Raw genomic sequence first — 21,314 nt, 5'->3', positions numbered from 1 at the left:
GGAGGATTAAATCAGGAATTGGCGCGGACACACGATTTCCATCCGCGCCAATTGCGATTGCATCACTGCTTGAGCGATACGTTCCAGAAGTAAGGCCACGGTGCGGGTGTGAACCCTTCCAGTTTCGGCGACTTGGCCGAAAGTGCGTTGAAATCGCCGATCTTGATGATAGGTACTTCGGCATAGATCACCTTCTGAACTTCAGCCCAAAGTGCCACGCGCTTCTGCGGGTCAACTTCCGAGTTGAAGGCATCGACAGCAACCTTGCGGGCGGGTGTGTCCCAATTGCCGGGGGCGCTGGTCGACATGGCGCCGATCAAGGCGGGTTCCGGCAGGAACGGGCTGTGGCTGATATAAATATCCCACAGCTTAGGGTCGGCGCGACGTTGCGTCAGCGTTGCCCAATCGACGACCTGCATGTCGACGGTAAAGCCCGCCGCCTTCAGATATTCGGCTGCGACCTGCGCCATCTTATAATGGAACTCGTACTGGCGACTGGTCAGGATGCGCAGTGGCTCGCCATTGTAGCCCGCTTTCTTCAACTCCTCGGCAGCCTTTTCAGGGTCGGCGACATTGTAAGCGCCTTCCGTACCTGCATCGGTCTTCCAGCTGTAGCCATCAGGATACATGGAAGGATTGAGCGAATAGAAGTCGGTGCTGCCGAAGGCGGCTGCCAACATGTCTTCCATGCTGAGCGCATCGCGGATGGCGAGGCGCAGATCCTGGCTCTTGGTGATACCCTGACTGGTGTTCATGACGAAGACCGGCCAGCCGAATGGCTTGAGAAGCACGGCTTCGGTCGTCTTCTGACCCTTCAGCCGGTCAAAGGCCTCGACGGGCAAGCTGTCGACATAATCGAACTGACCGGAAAGGGCTCCTTCGACACGGGTATTTGGGTCGGGCACCGGGACGAAACGGATTTCGTCCAGATACTGATGCCGCGCACCGCCATAGCCGTTCTCATCACCTTCTGGTGACTTATAATCGGCGAAACGGGTGAGCTGGATATACTGGTCGGCCTTGCGCTCCTTCAGCATGTAGGGCCCAGTACCGATCGGGTCGGTCATCGGGTTCTGCTGCTTTTCGCTTGGGAGGATGATCGCAGCGGCATTGTTGAATGCCAGCAGCGACACGAGGGGAGCGTAAGGCGCGTTGAGGGTGATCTTTACTGTAGCAGGATCGACGGCCTCGATCGAGGTGATCATTGGAGCTGTCTGCTTGCCGCGCGAGGCGATCTGGGTCCAGCGCTTCAGCGAAGCGACGACGTCTGTCGAATCCATATCCGTGCCGTCATGGAACTTGACGCCGGTGCGCAGCTTTATGGTGTAGGTTTTGCCATCGGGCGAAACTTCCGGAAGGCTGGCAGCGAGAAGCGGCGTGACATTCCAGCTCTTGTCAAACGTATAGAGCGTCTCGAAAATGTGCTGTGAGACGATGCCGACGAGATCGGCCGTCGAAGCCATTGCATCGAGCGTAGGCGGCTCGCCGATGGTGGCAACATTGATGACGCCGCCTTTTGACTGGGCGAATGCAGCGGGGCTAAGAGCAATCAGCGCTGAACCAAGAAGGAATGCGAGCTTCAGAGATTTCATGGCGGTTCCCTTTGTTATTCCACTATTATGGATTATAATGCTTTATAGTAGAATAAGAACAAATGCGGACGGTGCTGTCAATTCAAAAAACAAAAAGGGCAACGCGGTGAAGCGTTGCCCTTGGTTTAATGCAATGGATACGCGGCTCAGATGATGCCACCACCTCCAGCGGCACTGACTGGGCGCTCCTTGCCGATCTGCTGGCGGTAGCCACTCTTGCGATAGGTGGCAATCGGATCGATCGCGGCGGCCGAGCGGCGGCGTGCCTCGGCCAGAATTGGTTCCACATCGGTACGATAGGCTCGCTTCAATGCATCCGAAGCCATCAACGCATCGTTCTCGTCCTGATAGGCGCTGAGTGCGCTGCGGTCGACCAGCAGTGCCTGTGCATAAGCGCGGCGAATTTCATTGGCGCTGGAGATCAGGCTCTCGATCGGATCGGTGACATTGTGCGACTGGTCGATCATGTGGGCCGGATGAAAATTTTCCACGCCGCGATCTTCTGCATCGACGAGTTCGTTGAACACAAGAAATAGCCGGTAGGGATCGATCGAGCCGGCATCCAGATCGTCGTCGCCATATTTGGAATCGTTGAAGTGGAATCCGCCGAGTTTCTTGAATTGTATCAGCCGCGAAACAATCATTTCGATATTAGTGTTGGGGGCATGATGTCCGAGATCGACGAGACAGAAGGCCTTTGGCCCTAGCGTCTGTGCGATGAGGTAATTGGTACCCCAGTCCTGCACCACAGTCGAATAGAATGCCGGCTCATACATTTTGTGTTCGGAGAATATGCGCCAGTCATCGGGCAGCGCCTTGTAGATCTCCGCCATGGAGGCGAGGTAGCGTTCGAAGGATTTGGCGAAATTGCTCTGCCCTGGAAAATTCGAACCGTCGCCGATCCAGACGGTCAGGGCTTTCGAACCGATGGTCTTGCCGATTTCGATACATTCAATGTTGTGCTCGATAGCCTGCGCCCGCGTTGCCGCGTTCACATGGCTGAGCGAGCCATATTTGTAGGAATGTGCCTGATCCGGTGCATCGGAGAATGTATTCGAGTTCATCGCATCGAAGCCGAGCCCGAGCGCATCCGCATGCGCTATCAGTTGCTTCGGGTCAGCCTTGTCCCAGGGAATGTGCAGCGAGACAGTTGGCGTCGCCCGCGTCAGTTGCTGGATCACCGAGCAATCGTCAAGTTTGTCGAAGATGCCGCGCGGTTCGCCCGTGCCGGGGAAACGCGCAAAGCGAGTCCCGCCTGTGCCGACACCCCATGAAGGTACGGCGACGAAAAAATCCGCGACATTTTTTGTGACGGCATCGATATCGATATTGCGCCGCGCAAGATGAGCGCCCAGCGCCTCATAATCGCTCTTGTGCGCCGCAAGCAGCCTGTCGTTCTCGGAGGCGATTAGCTCGCCGGAAATGTGCAGTTCAGCCATGATATCCTCCCGAGACCTATATTATCGCGTAAAGCTCTGCGCATTGCCCGCATCGACATTGATAATATTGCCCGTCGATTTGGCCGATGCATCGGAGGCGAGGAAATAGACAGCCTCCGCGATATCTTCTGGCAACACATTGAGCTTCAACAGTGAACGCTTGCGGTAATGCTCCTCGAGTTCATCCACCTGCAGATTGGAAGAGGCGGCGCGCTGTTCACGCCATTCGCCGTTCCAGATTTTCGAGCCGCGCAGAACGGCGTCTGGATTGACCGTGTTCACCCGGATACCGCCTTCCGCGCCTTCCAGCGCAAGACAGCGGGCAAGATGGATTTCCGCTGCCTTGGCGGCGCAATAGGCGCTGGCATTGGGCGATGCGGCAAGGCCATTCTTGGAGGCGACGAACACGACATTACCCCCAATCTTCTGCCGCCGGAACAGGCGGAAGGCTTCGCGTGAAACGAGGAAGTAACCGGTTGCCAGAATGTCGATATTGCGCGTCCACATTGAAAGTTCCGTCGTCTCGATCGGTGCGGAGGATGCGATCCCCGCATTGGAAACGAGAATGTCGACGCCGCCAAACTCGACCGAAGCCTCGGCATAGCTGGCGATGACACCGGCCTCGTCCGTCACATTCAACCGGACGCTGCGCACTGCATCCGCCATGTAGCGCTTGGAAAAATCGTCATGGGCCATCTTTAGCGCCTCGGCATCTATGTCGGCGAGTACCACACAGGCGCCCTCGCCCAGCAGACGTTCCGCTGTAGCGCGGCCGATGCCACCGGCACCGCCAGTAACGAAGGCCACCCGACCCGCCAGCGATTTCGGCTTCGGCATGCGCTGCAATTTGGCTTCTTCGAGCAGCCAGTATTCGATGTCGAAAGCCTCCTGTTCAGGCAGCCCCCGATATTCGGAAACGGACGAAGCGCCGCGCATCACGTTGATGGCGTTGACATAGAACTCGCCGGCGATCCGCGCGGTGGCCTTGTCCTTGGCGAAGGACAGCATGCCAACGCCGGGGATGAGGAAGATCACCGGGTTGGGGTCGCGCATGGCAGGCGAGTTGCCGTGCTTGCAGGCGTTGTAATAGCGGGCATAGTCAGCGCGGTAGGCCTCGAGCGCACTGTCAAGCGAAGCGACAACGGCATCGGCATCCGGCTCTGCGGGATCGAAGTCGAGGACCAATGGCCGGATCTTCGTGCGCAGGAAATGGTCCGGGCAACTGGTGCCTAGTGCTGCCAGCGGGCGCAGATCGTTCGAATTGACGAACTCGAGAACGGCGGGCTGGTCGTCGAAATGCCCAAGCTTTCGCTCGGAAACACCGATCTTGCCGCGAATTTCCGGCATCAGCCTTGCAGCAATCGCACGGCGGGCTGAGGGTTCGAGGCTCTTGGTGACCTCCCCACCGAAGGCAGATTCACCCGCAGTCTTCTGGTCGAACCAGACAATAGCCTTGTTGATGATTTCCAGCGTCAGCTCGTAACAGTGCTTGGCATCGTTGGCCCAAGTGAAGAGACCATGGCTTTCAAGAACCACGCCCTTGGAATTCGGATGGGCAGCCACATAGGTGCCGAGATCCAGCCCCAGCTGGAAACCGGGGCGGCGCCACGGCAGCCAGCCAATGTCATCGCCAAATATCTCCTTCGTCAGTTCGCGGGAGTTTTTCGATGCAGCAATGGCGATGATCGCGTCAGGATGCATGTGGTCGACGTGCTTGAATGGCACGAAACCGTGCAAAGGCGTATCGATGGAGGCGGCGCGACTGTTCAAGTTGAAGGTGCAGTGCGGCAGGAACCCGACCATACGGTCCTCGTCCTCGACACCCTGGTAGATGGACTTCAGTGATTTCAGCTTTTCCGTGTAGAGCGTGGCAAAACCATCGAGCTTGATCGTGCCGACATCGCCGCCCGATCCCTTGACCCACAGGACCTCGACCGGCTTGCCGGTCAGCGGATCAGTCTCGGTCACCTTTGCCGATGTGTTGCCACCGCCATAATTGGTGATGCGCTTGTCGGCGCCCAGCAGATTGGAACGATAAAGCAGCTTGCCCGGCTCATCCAGGCCTGCCGCTTTTTGATCATCCCAACGATTATCCAGAAGTTGGACCTTGTCTGCCATATTCGCCTCCCGATAGGTCAATTGCCGGCCCGGCATATGTCGCCAAGCCGCCGTCATTTGCGTTAGCTATGGAGCAGATTACGTTTTCATGTCAATCAGAAACGATCAACTTCAATCATAAACTTCCATTGTGCAGTGCAATATGAAACTTTTTGATTGAAGTTGATTGACACTGATCATGGATTTGCGCAATAGATTGTCACAAGAGGAGGAAAGTTAATGCACGAGCGTGAGCGTCACCGCATCATTCTGAGCGCTGTTCAGGAAAAGCCGGTCATCACCATTCAGGACATTGCCGAACTGACGGAAGCGTCGGAGGCAACGATCCGGCGTGACATTGCCTCGCTCCACGTCAAGGGCAAGCTGCGCCGGGTGCGCGGCGGTGCTGAAGCGGTGCACCCGCCGCAATTGACGCCGCTTGCCGGGCGCCATTTTCATGTGTCCGAATCCGAGAACGCCGACAAGAAACGCGCTATCGCCCGCGAAGCCGTTGCGCTGTGCGAGGAAGGCGATGCAATCATCATCAATGGCGGCACCACCACTTTCCAGATGGTGCATTTTCTTTCCACGCGGCGTTTGCAGGTGATGACCAATTCGTTTGCCATTGCCGAACATCTCGTCAAGAACTCCAAAAGTTCGGTGACAGTCCCCGGCGGAGCGATCTATCGCGAGCAGAGCATCATTCTCTCGCCGTTCGATAATGACGTGACCCGCAACTTCTATGGCAAGCGCATGTTCATGGGTTCGCAGGGCGTGGGACCATTCGGCGTCATGGAATCAGATGCGCTGATCATTCAGGGCGAGCAGAAATTGATCAACCAGGCTGACGAACTGGTGCTGCTGGTCGACTCGACCAAGTTTGCTCGCCGGTCGAGTCTCATCCTTTGCCCGCTGCAGCGCGTTGCTACCATTATCACCGATGACGGTATTTCGGATGCGGACCGAAAAATGGTGGAGGATGCAGGCGTTCAACTCATCGTTGCAAAGGTCAATCAATCAAGGAATTCCGTATCGGTCGCATAAGGCCGGAACGGTATCGACGGACCATTCGTTTAATCTCTGGGAGGACGGACAATGAAACTTTTCAAGAAACTCGCATTGGGATCGGCATTCGCCCTTGCCGTGCTCGCATCGCAGGCTCAGGCCGCCGACACGATCAAGATAGGCTTGGTCGTCAAGTCACTTGGCAATGGCTTCTTTGAAGCGGCCAACAAGGGTGCGCAGGAAGCCGCCAAGGAACTGGGCGGTGTGGAAGTCATCTATACCGGTCCGACATCAACGACAGCAGAAGGCCAGATCGAGGTCATCAATGCCCTGATCGCACAGAACGTCAATGCGATCGCGATTTCCGCCAATGATCCGGATGCGGTTGTTCCCGCGCTGAAAAAGGCGATGGCCCGCGGCATCAAGGTTATTTCCTGGGATTCCGCTGTCGCCAAGGATGGGCGCATCATGCATCTCAATCCGTCATCGAACGAACTGATCGGCAAGATGTGCCTGCAGCTTGCCGCCGACCATCTGAAGGACGGTAAGGGCGACTTCGCCATTCTTTCGGCGACGACGACCTCGACCAATCAGAACACCTGGATCGAGGAAATGAAGAAGCAGCTTCCCAATTTCCCCGGCCTCAATCTGGTGACCACCGTCTATGGCGATGACCTCTCCGACAAGAGCTATCGCGAAGCTCAGGGCCTTCTGACCTCGCAGCCGAATGTGAAGGTCATTGTTGCTCCGACGACGGTTGGCGTGCTTGCAGCATCACAGGCCGTTGCCGATGCCAAGAAGATCGGCGACGTCTATGTCACCGGCCTCGGTCTTCCTTCCGAAATGGCCGGTGCGATCAAGTCGGGTGCGACGAAGGAATTCGCCATCTGGAATCCGATCGACCTCGGCTATTCGGCAACACAGATTGCCTATCGCTTGGTCAAGGGTGAGACGGATGGTGCTCCGGGCAACGAAATTGCTGCCGGCCGCATGGGCAAGATCAAGATTGGCGACAATGGCGAAGCAGCCATGGCTGATCCGTTCGTCTACGACGCCAAGAACATCGACGAGTTCTCCAAGATCTTCTGATCCTGAGGAACCGCTGTCAGGCCCGGCAGGCTTTCTGCCGGGCACTTTTTTCTCTTTCGGTATGATCGATGAACAAGATTGCCCTTTCCGAGCCATTGTCAGAGGCACCGTTCCTGGAGATGCGCGGCATCTCCAAATCGTTTCCCGGTGTCAAAGCGCTGAATGATGTCGATATCGCACTGTTTCCCGGCATGGTCACGGCGCTCATCGGCGAAAACGGTGCAGGAAAGTCGACGCTCGTCAAAATTCTCACTGGCATCTATCAGTTGGATGAAGGAGAAATCCACGTCGGCGGCAAGCCGGTTGCATTTGCCAATGCGCAGGACGCGATCGATTTCGGTGTTACTGCAATCCACCAGGAGACCGTGCTTTTTGACGAGTTGTCGGTCGCCGAAAATATCTTTCTCGGCCACGCGCCGAAAACCCGGCTCGGCTTTGTAAACTGGAAGGCTGTGAACGCACGGGCGCTTGCCCTGCTGCATTCGCTGGAAAGCAATATCGATCCCCGTACCCGGCTCAAGGACCTTTCCATCGCGCAGCGCCACCTCGTAGCCATTGCGCGGGCGCTTTCTGTCGATGCCCGGATAGTTATCATGGATGAGCCGACCGCTGCGCTTTCACGCAAGGAAGTCGATGACCTGTTCCAGATCGTCAAGCGGCTGAAAATTCAGGGCAAGGCCATCCTGTTCATCAGCCACAAGTTCGATGAAGTCTACGAGATCGCCGATCATTATGCCGTTTTCCGCGACGGCAAGGCCGTCGGCAGCGGTGTACTGGCAGAAGTTGGCCAGGACGAGATCGTCAGGCTTATGGTTGGCCGTTCGATCGAGCACGCCTTCCCGAAGGTCGAGATACCGCTCGGTGATACTGTGCTTTCCGTCGAGAACTACACCCATCCGACCGAGTTCCGCGATATTACCTTTGCGCTCAAGAAGGGCGAAATTCTCGGGATCTATGGTCTGGTCGGCGCGGGTCGCTCGGAGATATGCCAGTCGCTGTTCGGTGTCACGAAACCCTCCGGCGGAAAACTGAAGCTCGACGGCAAGGAGATCACAATTCGTTCGCCTGGCGATGCCATCAAAGCCGGCATTGTTTATGTCCCGGAAGAGCGCGGCCGTCATGGCGCGGTGCTGCAATTGCCGATCTACCAGAACATCTCGCTGCCATCGTTGGCACGCACCTCCCGTTCGGGCTTCCTGCGCGCGGCGGAAGAGTTTGCTCTGGCGCGGAAATACGCTGAACGTTTCGATCTGCGTGCTGCTGCCCTCTCCATTCCGGTTGGAAACCTGTCGGGCGGCAATCAGCAGAAGGTCGTCATCGGCAAGTGGCTGGCTACGCAACCGAAGATCCTCATTCTCGATGAGCCGACCAAGGGCATCGACATCGGTTCGAAAGCCGCGGTTCACGCCTTCATCAGCGAGCTTGCCGGCGAAGGTCTCAGCATCATCATGGTCTCCTCGGAGCTGCCCGAGATCCTCGGCATGTCCGACCGTGTTCTTGTCATGCGCGAAGGCCTGTCAGCCGGTGTCTATGAGCGTGATCATCTGAGCGCCGAGACTTTGGTCCGCGCCGCAACCGGCAATGCGTGAGGGTCAAGTATGATCAAGCAATTGTTCAAATTTCGCGAAATGCTGCTGGTGATCATCATCGCCATTCTGCTCGCGGCTTTTTCCACCCGCTCACCCGGATTTGCCAGACCCGGCAATCTCGCAAGTATCTTCAATGACAGCTCGATCCTGATCATTCTGGCGCTTGGACAGATGACGGTGATCCTGACGAAATCCATCGACCTGTCGGTGGCTGCCAATGTGGCCTTTACGGGCATGGCCGTTGGCATGCTGAATGCCGCCTATCCCGGCTTGCCCCTTGCGCTGATTGTCATCATTGCGCTTGGCATTGGCGCCGTTCTCGGCGCCATCAACGGTCTTTTCGTCTGGAAGCTCAGCATTCCGTCGATCGTCGTTACGCTTGGCACACTCACCATCTATCGCGGCATGGCGTTTGTTCTTTCCGGCGGTGCCTGGGTGAATGCACACCAGATGACGGAGCCGTTCTTGCAGATACCGCGCCAGCTCGTTCTCGGCCTGCCCGTCCTCGGCTGGACGGCTATCGTCATCGTCGCCATCATGTATCTGGTCATGTCGCGCACCTTTCTTGGCCGGGCCATTTACGCCTCCGGCGGCAATCCGACAGCGGCGGTCTATGCCGGTATCGATGTCGGGCGCACCCGCTTCTACGCCTTCGTCATATCAGGAACGCTGGCCGGGTTGTGTGGCTATCTCTGGGTATCCCGCTACGCGGTCGCCTATGTCGATATCGCCGCGGGCTTTGAACTCGACACCGTCGCCGCCTGTGTCATTGGTGGTATCTCGACGCTGGGTGGTATTGGTTCGGTTGCCGGTGCCGTGCTTGGCTCGCTGTTCCTCGGCGTTATCAAGAACGCGCTGCCGGTCATCGATATTTCACCGTTCTCGCAAATGGCGATCTCCGGCTCGGTGATCATTGCGGCGGTCATTTTCAATGCCCGTCAGGAACGGAGGCGCGGCCGCATCATCCTGCGTGATCGGGGCGCATCGGAACAGATCGAGGTGGCAGCATGAGCGCGGTTCCTGAAAAGCGGCATATTCCGGATCGGCTCGGCACCTCGGTCACGCGGCTTTTTGCGAGCTGGGAAGCCCTGCTCTTTGCCGTGGCCGTGCTGATCTTCATCGCCAATTCCTTCGCATCGCCCTACTTCCTCAATGCCTGGAACCTGTCCGACGCGACCTTCAACTTCACCGAGAAGGCGATAGTTGCATTTGCCATGGCACTGCTGATCATCGCCGGTGAAATCGACTTGTCTGTCGCGGCGATCATCGCACTCGCCTCGACTGCAATGGGAGCCGCAGCACAGGCGGGTGTTGGCACGCCCGGGCTTGTCGCGATCGGAATCGGCGTCGGTGCCGCTTGTGGTGTGATCAACGGTATTCTTGTCGCGGGGCTTCGTCTGCCCTCCATCGTCGTCACCATCGGCACGATGAGCCTGTTCCGTGGCATCGCCTATATCGTTCTTGGCGACAAGGCCTATGGCGGCTATCCAGCCTCCTTTGCCTATTTTGGCCAGGGCTATGTGTTCTGGGTCTTTTCCTTCGAGTTCGTGCTATTTGCGGTCCTTGGTGTCCTGTTTGCGGTGCTGCTGTATGCGACGAATTTTGGCCGACGGGTCTATGCCATCGGTAACAATGAATTCGCCGCGCGGTTCTCTGGCATCCACGTCGAGCGCATCAAGTTCACCCTGTTCCTGTTGACCGGCCTGATGTCCGGCATCGCCGCAGTCTGTCTGACCTCGCGTCTTGGCTCCACCCGCCCATCGATCGCGCAAGGCTGGGAACTGGAGATAGTCACGATGGTTGTCCTCGGCGGCATTTCCATCCTCGGCGGCTCGGGCACGATCGGTGGTGTGGTCATCGCGGCATTCGTCATGGGGCTGGTGACTTTCGGCCTCGGTCTCCTCAACGTGCCGGGCATCGTCATGTCGATTTTCATCGGCCTGCTACTGATCATCACCATCACATTGCCGATAATCATCAGGCAGTTCCGCCAGAGGAAACCTGCATGAGTGCGCTCGAGAAATATGCGTTTACGATGACCCTCAACCCCGGCATGGAAGCGGAATATCAGCGCCGGCACGATGCGATCTGGCCGGAGCTCGTCGATCTCCTGCACGAGGCGGGAGTGAGCGATTACTCGATCCATCTCGACCGCGCCACCAACACGCTCTTTGGCGTGTTGACCCGCCGCGTCGACCACAGCATGCAGAGTCTTCCCGACCACCCGGTGATGAAGAAATGGTGGGCGCATATGGCGGACATCATGGTCACCAATCGGGATAAATCGCCTGTTCAGGCTGACCTCGTCGGCCTGTTTCACATGGCTTGACGGGCATGAGCAACGTTCGCCGTATAGCCGTCATCGATGTCGGCAAGACCAATGCTAAACTCGTTGTCGTTGACGCTGCGACCGGTGCGGAAATCGCGACGCGCAGCACCCAGAACCGCGTCGTCAAAGACGGTATCTATCCGCACTACGACACCGAGGCTCTGTGGGTATTCTTTGCCGAAGCACTCACGAGCTTTGCCAAGTCACCGGGCTTCGATGCCATTTCGGTGACGGCCCATGGCGCATCGGCGGCATTGCTTGGGCGTGATGGTCTTGTCATGCCGGTGATCGATTACGAGCATGTCTATCCGGATGAAGTGCGTGCGGCATATGCGGCGCTGCGGCCGGATTTCGCCGAGACACGCTCGCCGCTTCTTTCTGGCGGGCTCAATGTCGGCGCGCAGATCCACTACCAGAAGACGCAATTCCCTGCCCAATTCGCGTCGGTCAAGACCATCCTGACCTATGCGCAATATTGGGTCTGGCGCCTGACCGGTATCGCCGTGAATGAAGTCACTTCGCTCGGCTGCCATACGGATTTGTGGGACCCGCAGAGGGGCGAATATTCCGGCCTCGTCGATACGCTTGAAATCCGCCCGCTTATGGCGCCTATCCGACCGGCTTTCGATCGCATCGGTGATCTGCGCGAACCTCTGGCCAGGCAGATTGGTATCGACAAGGAAATCCCGGTTCACTGCGGTATCCACGATTCCAATGCCTCGCTGCTGCCGCACCTGCTCACCCGCACGTCGCCGTTCTCGGTCGTGTCGACCGGCACCTGGGTCGTTTCCTTTGCGGTCGGCGGCCGATTGGATCAACTTGATCCTGCACGCGACACGCTTGCCAATGTCGATGCCTATGGCAACGCTGTGCCGTCGGCGCGGTTTATGGGTGGGCGCGAATTCGATCTTCTGGCCGGCGGGAGCGCCGTGGTGCCGGATGAGGATACGCTTGCCCGCGTCATTCGCGAGCAGCTCATGATCACGCCAAGCGTTGTGCAGGGTTCCGGTCCCTACCCCGAACGCGAGGCAATCTGGTTGAATGGAAAACCACGTTCTTTGGCTGATCAGAACGTAGCGGCATCGCTCTATACCGCGCTGATGACAAGTACCTGTCTCGATCTGATTGGCGCCTCCGGAGCGACAATTGTTGAAGGTCCCTTTTCCCGCAATCGTATCTATCTCTCGGCACTTCGTTCGTTGACAGGACGCGAGGTCATTGCCTTGCCCGGCTCGACCGGAACCAGCCTCGGCGCTGCACTGCTCGCAGGCGCCGAATGCTCGCTGCAGCCTGCCATCGATGAGGTGAAACCGCTGGACAGTTTCTTTGATGTTTATGCGCAAAGCTGGCGCGAACAGCTGCGCCTCAAATAAAAGGGCGGGCTCGTCGAGCCCGCCCTTTGTTGATCGTTGTTACCTTTATTAGCTCGCGAGCGCCAGCGCATCCTCGTCGGCGAAATCGCCGTTGAGTGCTCGTGCCAGCTTGTTGGTGTCAAGCTCACCTTCCCAGCGGGCGACAACGATGGTTGCTACCGCATTGCCGACAAGATTGGTGAGGGCACGGCATTCCGACATGAAGCGATCGATGCCGAGGATCAGCGCCATGCCGGCGACCGGAACGGCCGGAACGACCGAGAGCGTGGCTGCGAGGGTAATGAAACCTGCACCGGTGATGCCTGCAGCACCCTTGGAACTCAACATGGCCACAAGCAGGAGCAGCACCTGATCCGTCAGTGTGAGTGGCGTGTTCGTTGCCTGCGCAATGAACAGGGCAGCCAGGGTCATGTAGATATTGGTGCCATCAAGGTTGAACGAGTAACCGGTGGGAATGACGAGGCCAACCACGGACTTCTTGCAACCTGCCTTTTCCATCTTTGCCATCAGCGTCGGCAGCGCAGCTTCAGATGAGCTTGTGCCAAGCACCAGCAGCAGCTCTTCCTTGATGTAGCGGATCAGCGCCAGGATGGAGAAACCATTGTACCAGGCGACGGCGCCAAGAATGACCAGTACGAAAAGCAGCGACGTTAGATAGAAGGTGCCGATCAGGAAGATCAGATTGGCCACGGAGCCGATGCCATACTTGCCGATGGTGAAGGCCATAGCGCCAAACGCGCCGATTGGTGCGGCTTTCATCAGGATGGCAACGAGCTTGAATACCGGAGCGGCGAGCGTCTGCAGGAAATTGGTGACCGGTTCGGCTTTCTCGCCGACCATGGCGAGTGAAAGGCCGAACAGTACCGAGAAGAACAACACCTGCAGAATATCGCCCGAAGCGAAGGCACCGACGATTGTCGTTGGAATGATGTTGGTCAGGAAGCCGACGATGCTCTGTTCATGCGCCTGTTGCGTGTAGGTTGCGACCGCCTTCGGATCCAGTGAAGCTGCGTCGATGTTCATGCCGGCGCCTGGCTGGACGACATTGGCGACGATCAATCCGACAATCAAGGCGAGTGTCGAGAAGGTCAGGAAGTAGATCATCGCCTTCCCTGCCACCCGTCCGACCTTTTTCAGGTCGCTCATTCCAGCGATACCAGTGGAAACGGTAAGGAAGATAACAGGGGCAATAATCATCTTCACCAGTTTGATGAAGGCGTCGCCGAGCGGCTTCATACTGGTGCCGATTTCAGGATAGTAATGGCCAAGCACAATGCCGATGGTGATGGCAACGATCACCTGAAAATAGAGGTGGGCGTAAATCGGTGTTTTGCCGCGCGGCTGCGGGGCTGCGTTAATCGTCACAGGACTCATGACTTCCTCCATGGTGTGAGCCGCGTCTGGCAGAATCGCCTGTCAGCCTCCCGGGCTCCGTTACAGGGCGGATAGACCGACCCTGCCATAGCTTTTGCAAGGAGTGTGCCAGTTTGTGGAAATTTACTAACGTACTGAAATCATAGCTTTTAAATTTTGATTCGATTTGCTGAATTGATCATGTGTGCGGATAACCGCACGTTCATCTTGCGGTTTGTGCGGGGATCTGCACAATGAAGAAATGGAAAATGCTGTGATTTTGGGATCAAAAGTCGAGCCTTATGGAGGAGCGTTGGGCCTCGCTGGAAAACTCGTCTTCGGCCTTCTCGTGGTTATCCTTGTAACCGGGTCCCTTATCTTCGCGAATGATTATGGCCGCAATCGCGCCTATGACGCGCTGCAGGCTCGCGCCCAAAGCGCTGCAGAACTCAACGCTGTGCTCTTGCGAACCGTGCTCGAAAAACAACGCTCGCTGCCATTCGTCCTGTCCCAGGATCGTGATGTCATCAGTGCGCTTACCTCGCGCAGCGGCAGCATGCTGCAATTGGTCAATCGCAAGCTGGAAAGCCTGATCCCGGGAACACGCTCGGCGGTCATCTATCTCCTGGATGCGGATGGTCTGGCGATTGCCTCAAGCAACTGGCGTGAGCCAACAAGTTTCGTCGGCACGAGTTACAGTTTCCGCCCCTATTACACCCGCGCCGTCATTGCCGGAGAAGCTGAACATTATGCACTCGGTACCGTCAGCAAACGCCCTGGCCTCTATATTTCGAGGCGTATTGACGGTCCTTTGGGTATGCTCGGAGTGATCGTCGTCAAGCTTGAGTTCGATGAGCTCGAAGCAGACTGGCGCCGCAACAGCGACCCATCCTACGTTGTCGATCAGCGCGGCATTGTCCTGGTCACGAGTTTCCCCGAGTGGCGGTTTATGGCGCAAGGGTCGGTTCCCGCCGATCAGATCGGCCCGATCCGCGAAAGCCTGCAATTTGGCGACGCGCCACTCAAACCTCTTAGTGTCACGCCGGCCTTGCCAAACGGAGTACCCTATATCGTTAAAGCGCGGTTGCCCGGCTCAACAAAGGACGAGGATTTCGTGCGGGGGCAGACGGTCGTTCCGACCACGAGCTGGACCTTGAGTTTGCTGACGCCCGCGGGACGGGCCGTGACTGAGGCAGCGCGAACCGCACAGGTACTCGCATTGGCTGTTCTGGCGCCATTGCTGGGTCTCACCGCCTTCTTTCTGTATCGACGTGGACGCACGCTGCGACGCGCTCGCGAACAGGAGGAGGCACGGATCGAACTCGAACGCCGTGTCGCGGAGCGCACTGCGGACCTCAGCACCGCCCACACGGAACTGGTGATGCAGGCCGAGGAGCGCCAGAAAACCGAGGCCAAGCTGCAGACGGTGCAGCAGGAATTGGTGCAGGCAAACCGCCTTGCCATTCTCGGACAGGTTACGGCAGGTGTTGCCCACGAAATCAACCAGCCCGTCGCCGCGATCCGCTCCTATGCCGACAATGCCGGGACCTTTCTCGGCCGCAATCAGACCGAACCGGTCAAGGAAAACCTGAAGGCTATCGCCGGCCTGACCGAACGCATCGGCACAATCACAGACGAACTGCGCACCTTCTCGCGCAAGGGCACAAGCGATGCGGGCCCGATCAGCGTCAGCGAAGTGATCGAAGGCGCCCTCCTTCTGCTTGGCAGCCGGTTCCGTCAAAGAGCCGGACAGATCATCACTCATACGCCCTCACCCGACATCAAAGTTCATGGCAACCGCATCCGACTCGAGCAGGTGCTGATCAATCTTATGCAGAATGCGCTGGAGGCGACCGAGGGTGGACCGGCGAGCAAGATCACTGTGCGTTGCGCGGTTGTGGAAGATGAGGTTCAGCTGATTGTTTCCGACAACGGGCCGGGCATTCCAGAGGCGATCATGCAGGCGCTGTTCACGCCGTTTAACACCTCCAAGGAACGTGGCCTCGGGCTGGGCCTCGTCATTTGCCACGACATTGTCGCGGAATATGGCGGCCGTATCGAGGTCGAAAGCAGCAGTGCGGGCACGGAATTCACCGTCCATCTGCGGAGGGTCGCTTGATTATGGAGTTTCAGCCCAGCATCGCTTTTGTCGACGATGATGATGATCTGCGCAATGCCAATCGGCAGACGCTGGAGCTAGCGGGATTCACAGTCATGCCCTTTGCCGATGCCATGAGTGCGATGCGGTTTCTCACGCCGGATTTTGCCGGTGTGGTCGTCACCGATGTGCGCATGCCGCATATAGACGGCCTCGAACTGTTTCGCCGACTGCGCGCCATGGATCCAGACCTGCCAGTGATCCTGATCACGGGACACGGCGATATCGACATGGCGGTCGAGGCCATGCAGGAAGGCGCCTATGATTTCATAGCCAAGCCTTACCCCGCCGACCGTCTTGTCCAGAGCATCATGCGGGCAGTCGAAAAGCGGCGGCTTGTCGTGGAAAACCGGCAATTGCGGCTTGCGCTGGAATCATCCGATGAGAACCTGCCGCTTCTCGGTCAAACGCCCGTCATGCAGAATCTGCGCAAGACGTTGCGCCATGTGGCCAATGCCGACGTCGATGTTCTGATTGCCGGCGAAACCGGTACCGGCAAGGAAGTCGCGGCAGGGCTCCTGCATGAATGGAGCCGGCGCAGACCGGGCAATTTCGTTGCGCTCAATTGCGGCGCTCTGCCGGAGACGGTCATCGAAAGCGAGCTTTTCGGTCACGAGGCTGGCGCTTTTACCGGTGCGCAGAAAAAGCGTGTCGGCCGTATCGAACACTCAAGCGGCGGTACCCTGTTTCTCGACGAGATCGAAAGCATGCCGCTGTCAACGCAGGTCAAGTTGCTGCGGGTATTGGAAACACGTGAAATCACCCCACTCGGCACCAATGAGCACCGCCCCGTCGACCTGCGCATAGTCGCAGCGGCGAAGGTCGATCTCGGCAGTCCGGAACAGCGGGCGAATTTCCGCGAGGACCTGTTCTACCGGTTGAATGTCGTCACGGTTTCGATCCCGCCGCTGCGCGAGCGCCGGGAGGACATCCCTCTGCTGTTCACGCATTTTCTGCAGCGTGCCGCAATGCGATTCAAAACCGAACCACCGGAGATGACCGCAGCCCTGCGATCACGCCTGTTCGAGCATGACTGGCCAGGCAATGTGCGGGAACTCTCGCACTTCGCGGAACGGGTCGCGCTGGGGCTCGGCGAAATGGAAAGTGCCAAAGTTAGTCAGCCGACCAACACAGCAAGTCTGCCCGAGGCAATGGAGCAGCACGAGGCCAGGCTCATTCGTGATGCGCTGACGGCAAACCATGGCGATGTGCGCTCGACCATTGAAGCACTGGGCATTCCGCGCAAGACCTTCTACGACAAACTACAACGGCACGGTATCGATCGCGCCGAATATGCCAGGTCCAAGCTTGGTTAACCGAATAAGGTGTGGGCGCACTCCGCGACCGATGATCGCTCGACCAGCGGGCATTCGAGTTTGGTGATTGGATAGCGTTTGCCCGGTGTGCGGATGAACGAGTCGATTTGCTCGATCGCCCAGCGGCCCATGGCGCGATGCGGTAGCACCGATGTCGTCAACTGTGGATGGAGATGGCGCGAGATTTCCTCGTCGTCGTAACCGATGACAGAGATGTCTTCGGGAATACGCATGCCGGCTTCCTTGAGGGCTTCATAGCAGCCGATCGCGGTACGGTCATTTTGGCAGAAGATCGCCGTTGGCCTGTCCTTCAACGCCAGCAATTGCCTGGCGCCCTCGTATCCGGCACTTGCTGACCAATCGCCTTCGATCACCAGTTCTGCATCAAACGGAATGTCGGCTGTTGCCAGCGCTCGCCGGTAGCCTTTCAGCCGATCCTGCGCGGCCTCCATCCAGGACTCGCCGGTGATCGTGCCGATGCGGCGATGGCCATGCTGGATCAGGTGACGGGCCGAGTGCTGGCCCCCTGCGATCTCGCTTGGAACAACAGCGGGAAAAGCATGGTCTGCAGTGTAGCAATTGAGCAGGATGACCGGCACATCCAGTTCATAAACAGGTGCAGGCAAAACCACTTCACGCGTCGAGATTGCCATATAGATCAGCGCCGAGATCCCTTGTTCCCGTAGAGCTCTGATCGTGCGTGGTTCCATCTCCGGATCGTTGAGTGTCTGCGCCACAAGGATAATATTGCCAGCACTCCACGAGGCCTGGCGCGCGCCCTCTATGGCCATGACTGCTACCGCTTCCGGGCTGGCGGCGAGCTGATCGATGACAAAACCAATCTTGCCGTCGGTTGCGGGCGTCAGGGGATCGGCTGGATCGAGATGAGCAAAAGTGGGCGCGGCATAGCCGAGCGCTCGCGCTGCCTCTATCACACGCTCGCGGGTTTCGATCGCGAGTTTGATGCCCGGCGTCTTGTTCAATACGAATGATACGGTTGCCTGCGAACAGCCGGCGACGCGGGCAATATCGGTCATGGTCACGCGCTTGCTCACCCGCTTGCGCCGGGGTGCAGTACGAGCGGTCCTTGATTTCCCAGTGGGTCTATCTGCCACTGTATCGCCCATGTGCACCCATGCCTCTTGCCGCGTCCGGCTCACCTGAATCAATGAGACTGGACCCGATATTAGGAGCAGATGCCACGACTAATCAATATAAATTATTATTGACTAATTTTTATAAGTAGCGATGATCGTCTGAGTGGGATCGCCACGAACTGAATTTCTGGGAGGAAATTTCAATGACTATAACCCGTCGGACTCTGCTGCTCGCATCAGTGGTTAGCTTCGCTGCTGCAATGGTTGCTGGCAGCGCATTGGCAGATTCGCCGCCCCTCAAGAAGAAAGACACCTACAAGGTTGGCTTTGCCCAGACCGAAAGCAATAATCCGTGGCGCTTGGCCCAGACTGCCAGCATGCAGGAGGAAGCCAAGAAGCGCGGCTGGCAGCTTGTCTACACGGACGCCGCAAGCTCTGCTGCCAAGCAGGTCGCTGACGTCAATTCGATGATCGCTCAGGGCGTGGACCTGATCTTTCTGGCGCCACGTGAGGAAAAACCACTGATTCCGGCAATCAAGGCCGCTAAAAATGCTGGCATTCCAGTTATTCTGCTCGATCGCAATGTCGATGCGTCCCTGGCAAAAGCTGGAGAGGATTATGTAACGTTCATCGGCTCGAACTTCATCGAGGAAGGGCAGCGCGTTGCCGACTGGCTGGTCAAGAACGCCAACGGCAGGACCACGATCATTGAGCTTGAGGGCACCACCGGCTCCTCGCCGGCCAATGATCGCAAGAAGGGTTTTGACGATGTGATCGCCAAGCATTCCGACTTCAAGATCGTCGCTTCGCAAACCGGCGATTTCGCTCGCGACAAGGGACGCCAGGTTGCCGAAACCCTGCTGCAGGCGCATCCCGACGCCAACGTTGTCTATGCCCATAATGATGAGATGGCGATCGGCGCGATCTCTGCCATCGAGGCTGCGGGCAAGGTGCCAGGCAAGGATATCCTCGTATTGTCGATCGACGGCGGCAAGGAAGCCGTGCAAGCTGTGGTTGATGGCAAGATCGCCGCGGTCGTCGAATGCAATCCACGCTTCGGACCAAAGGCTTTCGAGACCGCCGTTGCCTATGCCAATGGCGACAAAATCCCGGACAAACTCATTAACCCCGATCAGTTCTACGATGCTAGCAATGCAAAAGAGCTGCTGAGCACTGCCTATTGATTTTATAACGATGCCAGCGCTCTTATAGGGCGCTGGCGTTTCATTCGGCGGTTGCCCTAGCAGCGTCGAAAGCCTTCCGATGCATTCAGAAATGGCTTTGCAATGAACACCGACGTTCTCCTGTCGATGACGGGCATCGACAAACGTTTTGCCGGAATTCCCGCCCTATCCGCCGCTTCCTTTGCGGTCGGACGCGGCGAAGTTCACGCACTGATCGGCCAGAACGGTGCGGGAAAATCGACCCTTATCAAGGTGTTGACCGGCTATCACCGGCGCGATGCGGGTGAAGTGACATTCGATGGCAAACCCTTCGAAGTCTTCTCGCCGCAGCAGGCGCAGGCCAGCGGCATCAGCACCATCTATCAGGAAATCAACCTCGTTCCCTACTGCTCCATCACCGAGAACATCTGTCTCGGTCGCGAAGCCCGCCGTTACGGCCTGCTCGACTGGAACCGCATGCACCGGGAGGCGGAAACGCTGCTGCAGCGCTTCAACGTGCGCGTCGACGTGCATCGCCCCTTGATGGAATTCAACACAGCCACCCAGCAGATGGTGGCCATTGCCCGCGCCATCGGCTTCTCAGCAAAGCTCGTCATCATGGACGAACCTACCTCCTCCCTCGACGAGCGCGAGGTTTCCGTTCTCTTTGATGTCATTCGTCAGCTGAAGCAGGAGGGCGTTTCGGTGGTCTTCGTCAGCCACAAGCTCGACGAGCTCTATAAGGTTTGCGACCGTGTCACCATCATGCGCGATGGCAGGACCGTAAAGACGGCCTCCATGAACGAGATTGACAAGATCGGTCTCGTTTCTTCCATGCTTGGACGGGCCATCAAGCGCGCCGAGGGCCATGCCACCGCCTTCAGCGACCGCGATCAGAAGAAGATCGGCAAGGTGCTCTTTTCCGCCGAGAACCTGGCGATCAATCAGACAGTACAGGACGTATCATTTAATGTTCGCAGCGGTGAGATCGCCGGATTTGCCGGCCTCCTCGGTGCCGGGCGCACCGAAACGGCCCGCCTCGTGTTCGGCATCGACCGGCCGCGCGCGGGCACGATGTATTATGACGGGCGGAAGTTCGATCCGCGCAATCCCTCCGACGCCATCGTCGCGGGGATGGGCTTCTGTACCGAAGATCGCAAGAGCGAAGGCATTGTTCCGGAGATGAGCGTTGCGGAAAACATGATGCTGGCACTGATGCCGAAATTGAGCAACTCCGGCATCATCGACGAGAAGGCGCAACGCGACATCGTCGAGCGGTTCATCAGGCAGCTTGGGATCAAATGTTCGGGACCGGATCAGAAAGTGCGCGAGCTCTCCGGCGGCAACCAGCAGAAGGTGCTCCTTGGCCGCTGGCTGGCAATGAATCCGCGCCTGCTCATTCTTGATGAACCAACCCGCGGCATCGATGTCGGCGCCAAGGGCGAGATCCAATCGCTGATCAAGTCGCTTGCCGATCAAGGGCTCTCGGTGTTGATGATCTCGTCGGAACTGGAAGAGGTGATCGAGGGTGCCGACCGGGTGTTTGTGCTGCGTGAAGGCGTCAGCGTCGCCGAGTTTGATCGCGATCGGGCCACTGAGGATACTTTGATGTCGGCCATGGCCCACGGCAGTGCGCCTCATAGTGCGGGGACGGTATCGTGACAGACGCCGCCCGGCAACAACGCCTATCGAGACCGTTAGATCCCTTCGATTT

At 57.8% G+C, this 21,314-nt stretch carries 16 protein-coding genes; 11 read left to right on the top strand and 5 right to left on the bottom strand.

Annotated elements, in window-relative coordinates:
* Positions 1–62: 62 nt before the first annotated feature.
* The 3 genes from BLM14_RS30780 to BLM14_RS30770 form a co-directional block, all read right to left on the bottom strand.
* Entirely contained in the window at positions 63–1,592 is a 1,530-nt protein-coding gene (locus BLM14_RS30780) for an ABC transporter substrate-binding protein (protein ID WP_100003851.1), read from the bottom strand.
* A 146-nt stretch (positions 1,593–1,738) separates the two neighbouring features.
* Positions 1,739–3,031 (bottom strand): L-rhamnose catabolism isomerase, encoded by a 1,293-nt coding sequence (rhaI, locus tag BLM14_RS30775; protein WP_100003850.1) that lies wholly within the window; start codon positions 3,029–3,031, stop codon positions 1,739–1,741.
* Positions 3,032–3,052: 21 nt separating this feature from the next.
* The gene (locus tag BLM14_RS30770; RefSeq protein WP_100003878.1) at positions 3,053–5,149 is read right to left on the bottom strand and encodes a bifunctional rhamnulose-1-phosphate aldolase/short-chain dehydrogenase; all 2,097 of its coding nucleotides are present in this window, start codon (positions 5,147–5,149) and stop codon (positions 3,053–3,055) included.
* A gap of 219 nt (positions 5,150–5,368) precedes the next feature.
* Here BLM14_RS30770 and BLM14_RS30765 point away from each other — a divergent pair, with 219 nt between their 5' ends.
* From BLM14_RS30765 to BLM14_RS30735, 7 genes are all read left to right on the top strand, one after another.
* Positions 5,369–6,172 (top strand): DeoR/GlpR family DNA-binding transcription regulator, encoded by an 804-nt coding sequence (locus BLM14_RS30765; RefSeq protein ID WP_100003849.1) that lies wholly within the window; start codon positions 5,369–5,371, stop codon positions 6,170–6,172.
* Positions 6,173–6,223: 51 nt separating this feature from the next.
* Entirely contained in the window at positions 6,224–7,222 is a 999-nt protein-coding gene (rhaS, locus tag BLM14_RS30760; protein WP_100003848.1) for a rhamnose ABC transporter substrate-binding protein, read from the top strand.
* Positions 7,223–7,290: 68 nt separating this feature from the next.
* On the top strand, positions 7,291–8,811 hold the full coding sequence (locus BLM14_RS30755; RefSeq protein ID WP_100003847.1) for a sugar ABC transporter ATP-binding protein: 1,521 nt from the start codon (positions 7,291–7,293) through the stop codon (positions 8,809–8,811).
* Positions 8,812–8,820: 9 nt separating this feature from the next.
* On the top strand, positions 8,821–9,822 hold the full coding sequence (locus tag BLM14_RS30750) for an ABC transporter permease (protein ID WP_418314291.1): 1,002 nt from the start codon (positions 8,821–8,823) through the stop codon (positions 9,820–9,822).
* Positions 9,819–10,820 carry an ABC transporter permease gene (locus tag BLM14_RS30745; protein ID WP_100003846.1) on the top strand — a complete coding sequence of 334 codons (1,002 nt, stop codon included), beginning with the start codon at positions 9,819–9,821 and terminating at the stop codon, positions 10,818–10,820. The genes BLM14_RS30750 and BLM14_RS30745 overlap by 4 nt, the downstream gene beginning before the upstream one ends.
* On the top strand, positions 10,817–11,140 hold the full coding sequence (gene rhaM / locus BLM14_RS30740; protein WP_100003845.1) for an L-rhamnose mutarotase: 324 nt from the start codon (positions 10,817–10,819) through the stop codon (positions 11,138–11,140). The genes BLM14_RS30745 and rhaM overlap by 4 nt, the downstream gene beginning before the upstream one ends.
* 5 nt (positions 11,141–11,145) lie before the next feature.
* The gene (locus BLM14_RS30735) at positions 11,146–12,513 is read left to right on the top strand and encodes an FGGY-family carbohydrate kinase (RefSeq protein ID WP_100003844.1); all 1,368 of its coding nucleotides are present in this window, start codon (positions 11,146–11,148) and stop codon (positions 12,511–12,513) included.
* Between the two features lie 48 nt (positions 12,514–12,561).
* Here the strand turns inward: BLM14_RS30735 and BLM14_RS30730 are convergent, their stop codons facing one another.
* Complete coding sequence (locus BLM14_RS30730; protein WP_162293280.1) at positions 12,562–13,887, bottom strand: dicarboxylate/amino acid:cation symporter; 1,326 nt, start codon at positions 13,885–13,887, stop codon at positions 12,562–12,564.
* A gap of 253 nt (positions 13,888–14,140) precedes the next feature.
* Here BLM14_RS30730 and BLM14_RS30725 point away from each other — a divergent pair, with 253 nt between their 5' ends.
* Positions 14,141–15,985, top strand: a complete 1,845-nt coding sequence (locus BLM14_RS30725) for a sensor histidine kinase (RefSeq protein WP_237143755.1) — start codon at positions 14,141–14,143, stop codon at positions 15,983–15,985.
* 2 nt (positions 15,986–15,987) lie between these two features.
* On the top strand, positions 15,988–17,340 hold the full coding sequence (locus BLM14_RS30720) for a sigma-54-dependent transcriptional regulator (protein WP_100003841.1): 1,353 nt from the start codon (positions 15,988–15,990) through the stop codon (positions 17,338–17,340).
* Here BLM14_RS30720 and BLM14_RS30715 read toward each other — a convergent pair.
* Positions 17,337–18,377 (bottom strand): LacI family DNA-binding transcriptional regulator, encoded by a 1,041-nt coding sequence (locus BLM14_RS30715; RefSeq protein WP_100003876.1) that lies wholly within the window; start codon positions 18,375–18,377, stop codon positions 17,337–17,339. The genes BLM14_RS30720 and BLM14_RS30715 overlap by 4 nt on opposite strands.
* Positions 18,378–18,640: 263 nt before the next feature.
* Here BLM14_RS30715 and BLM14_RS30710 point away from each other — a divergent pair, with 263 nt between their 5' ends.
* Positions 18,641–19,621: an ABC transporter substrate-binding protein gene (locus tag BLM14_RS30710; protein WP_100003840.1), complete on the top strand. Its 981-nt coding sequence runs from the start codon at positions 18,641–18,643 to the stop codon at positions 19,619–19,621.
* Positions 19,622–19,723: 102 nt separating this feature from the next.
* Positions 19,724–21,262 carry a sugar ABC transporter ATP-binding protein gene (locus tag BLM14_RS30705; RefSeq protein ID WP_100003839.1) on the top strand — a complete coding sequence of 513 codons (1,539 nt, stop codon included), beginning with the start codon at positions 19,724–19,726 and terminating at the stop codon, positions 21,260–21,262.
* The last annotated feature ends 52 nt before the right edge of the window (positions 21,263–21,314 follow it).

Origin of the sequence: Phyllobacterium zundukense (genome assembly GCF_002764115.1) — a bacterium.
Lineage (GTDB): Bacteria > Pseudomonadota > Alphaproteobacteria > Rhizobiales > Rhizobiaceae > Phyllobacterium > Phyllobacterium zundukense.
This window is presented reverse-complemented; position numbering and strand designations above follow the sequence as displayed.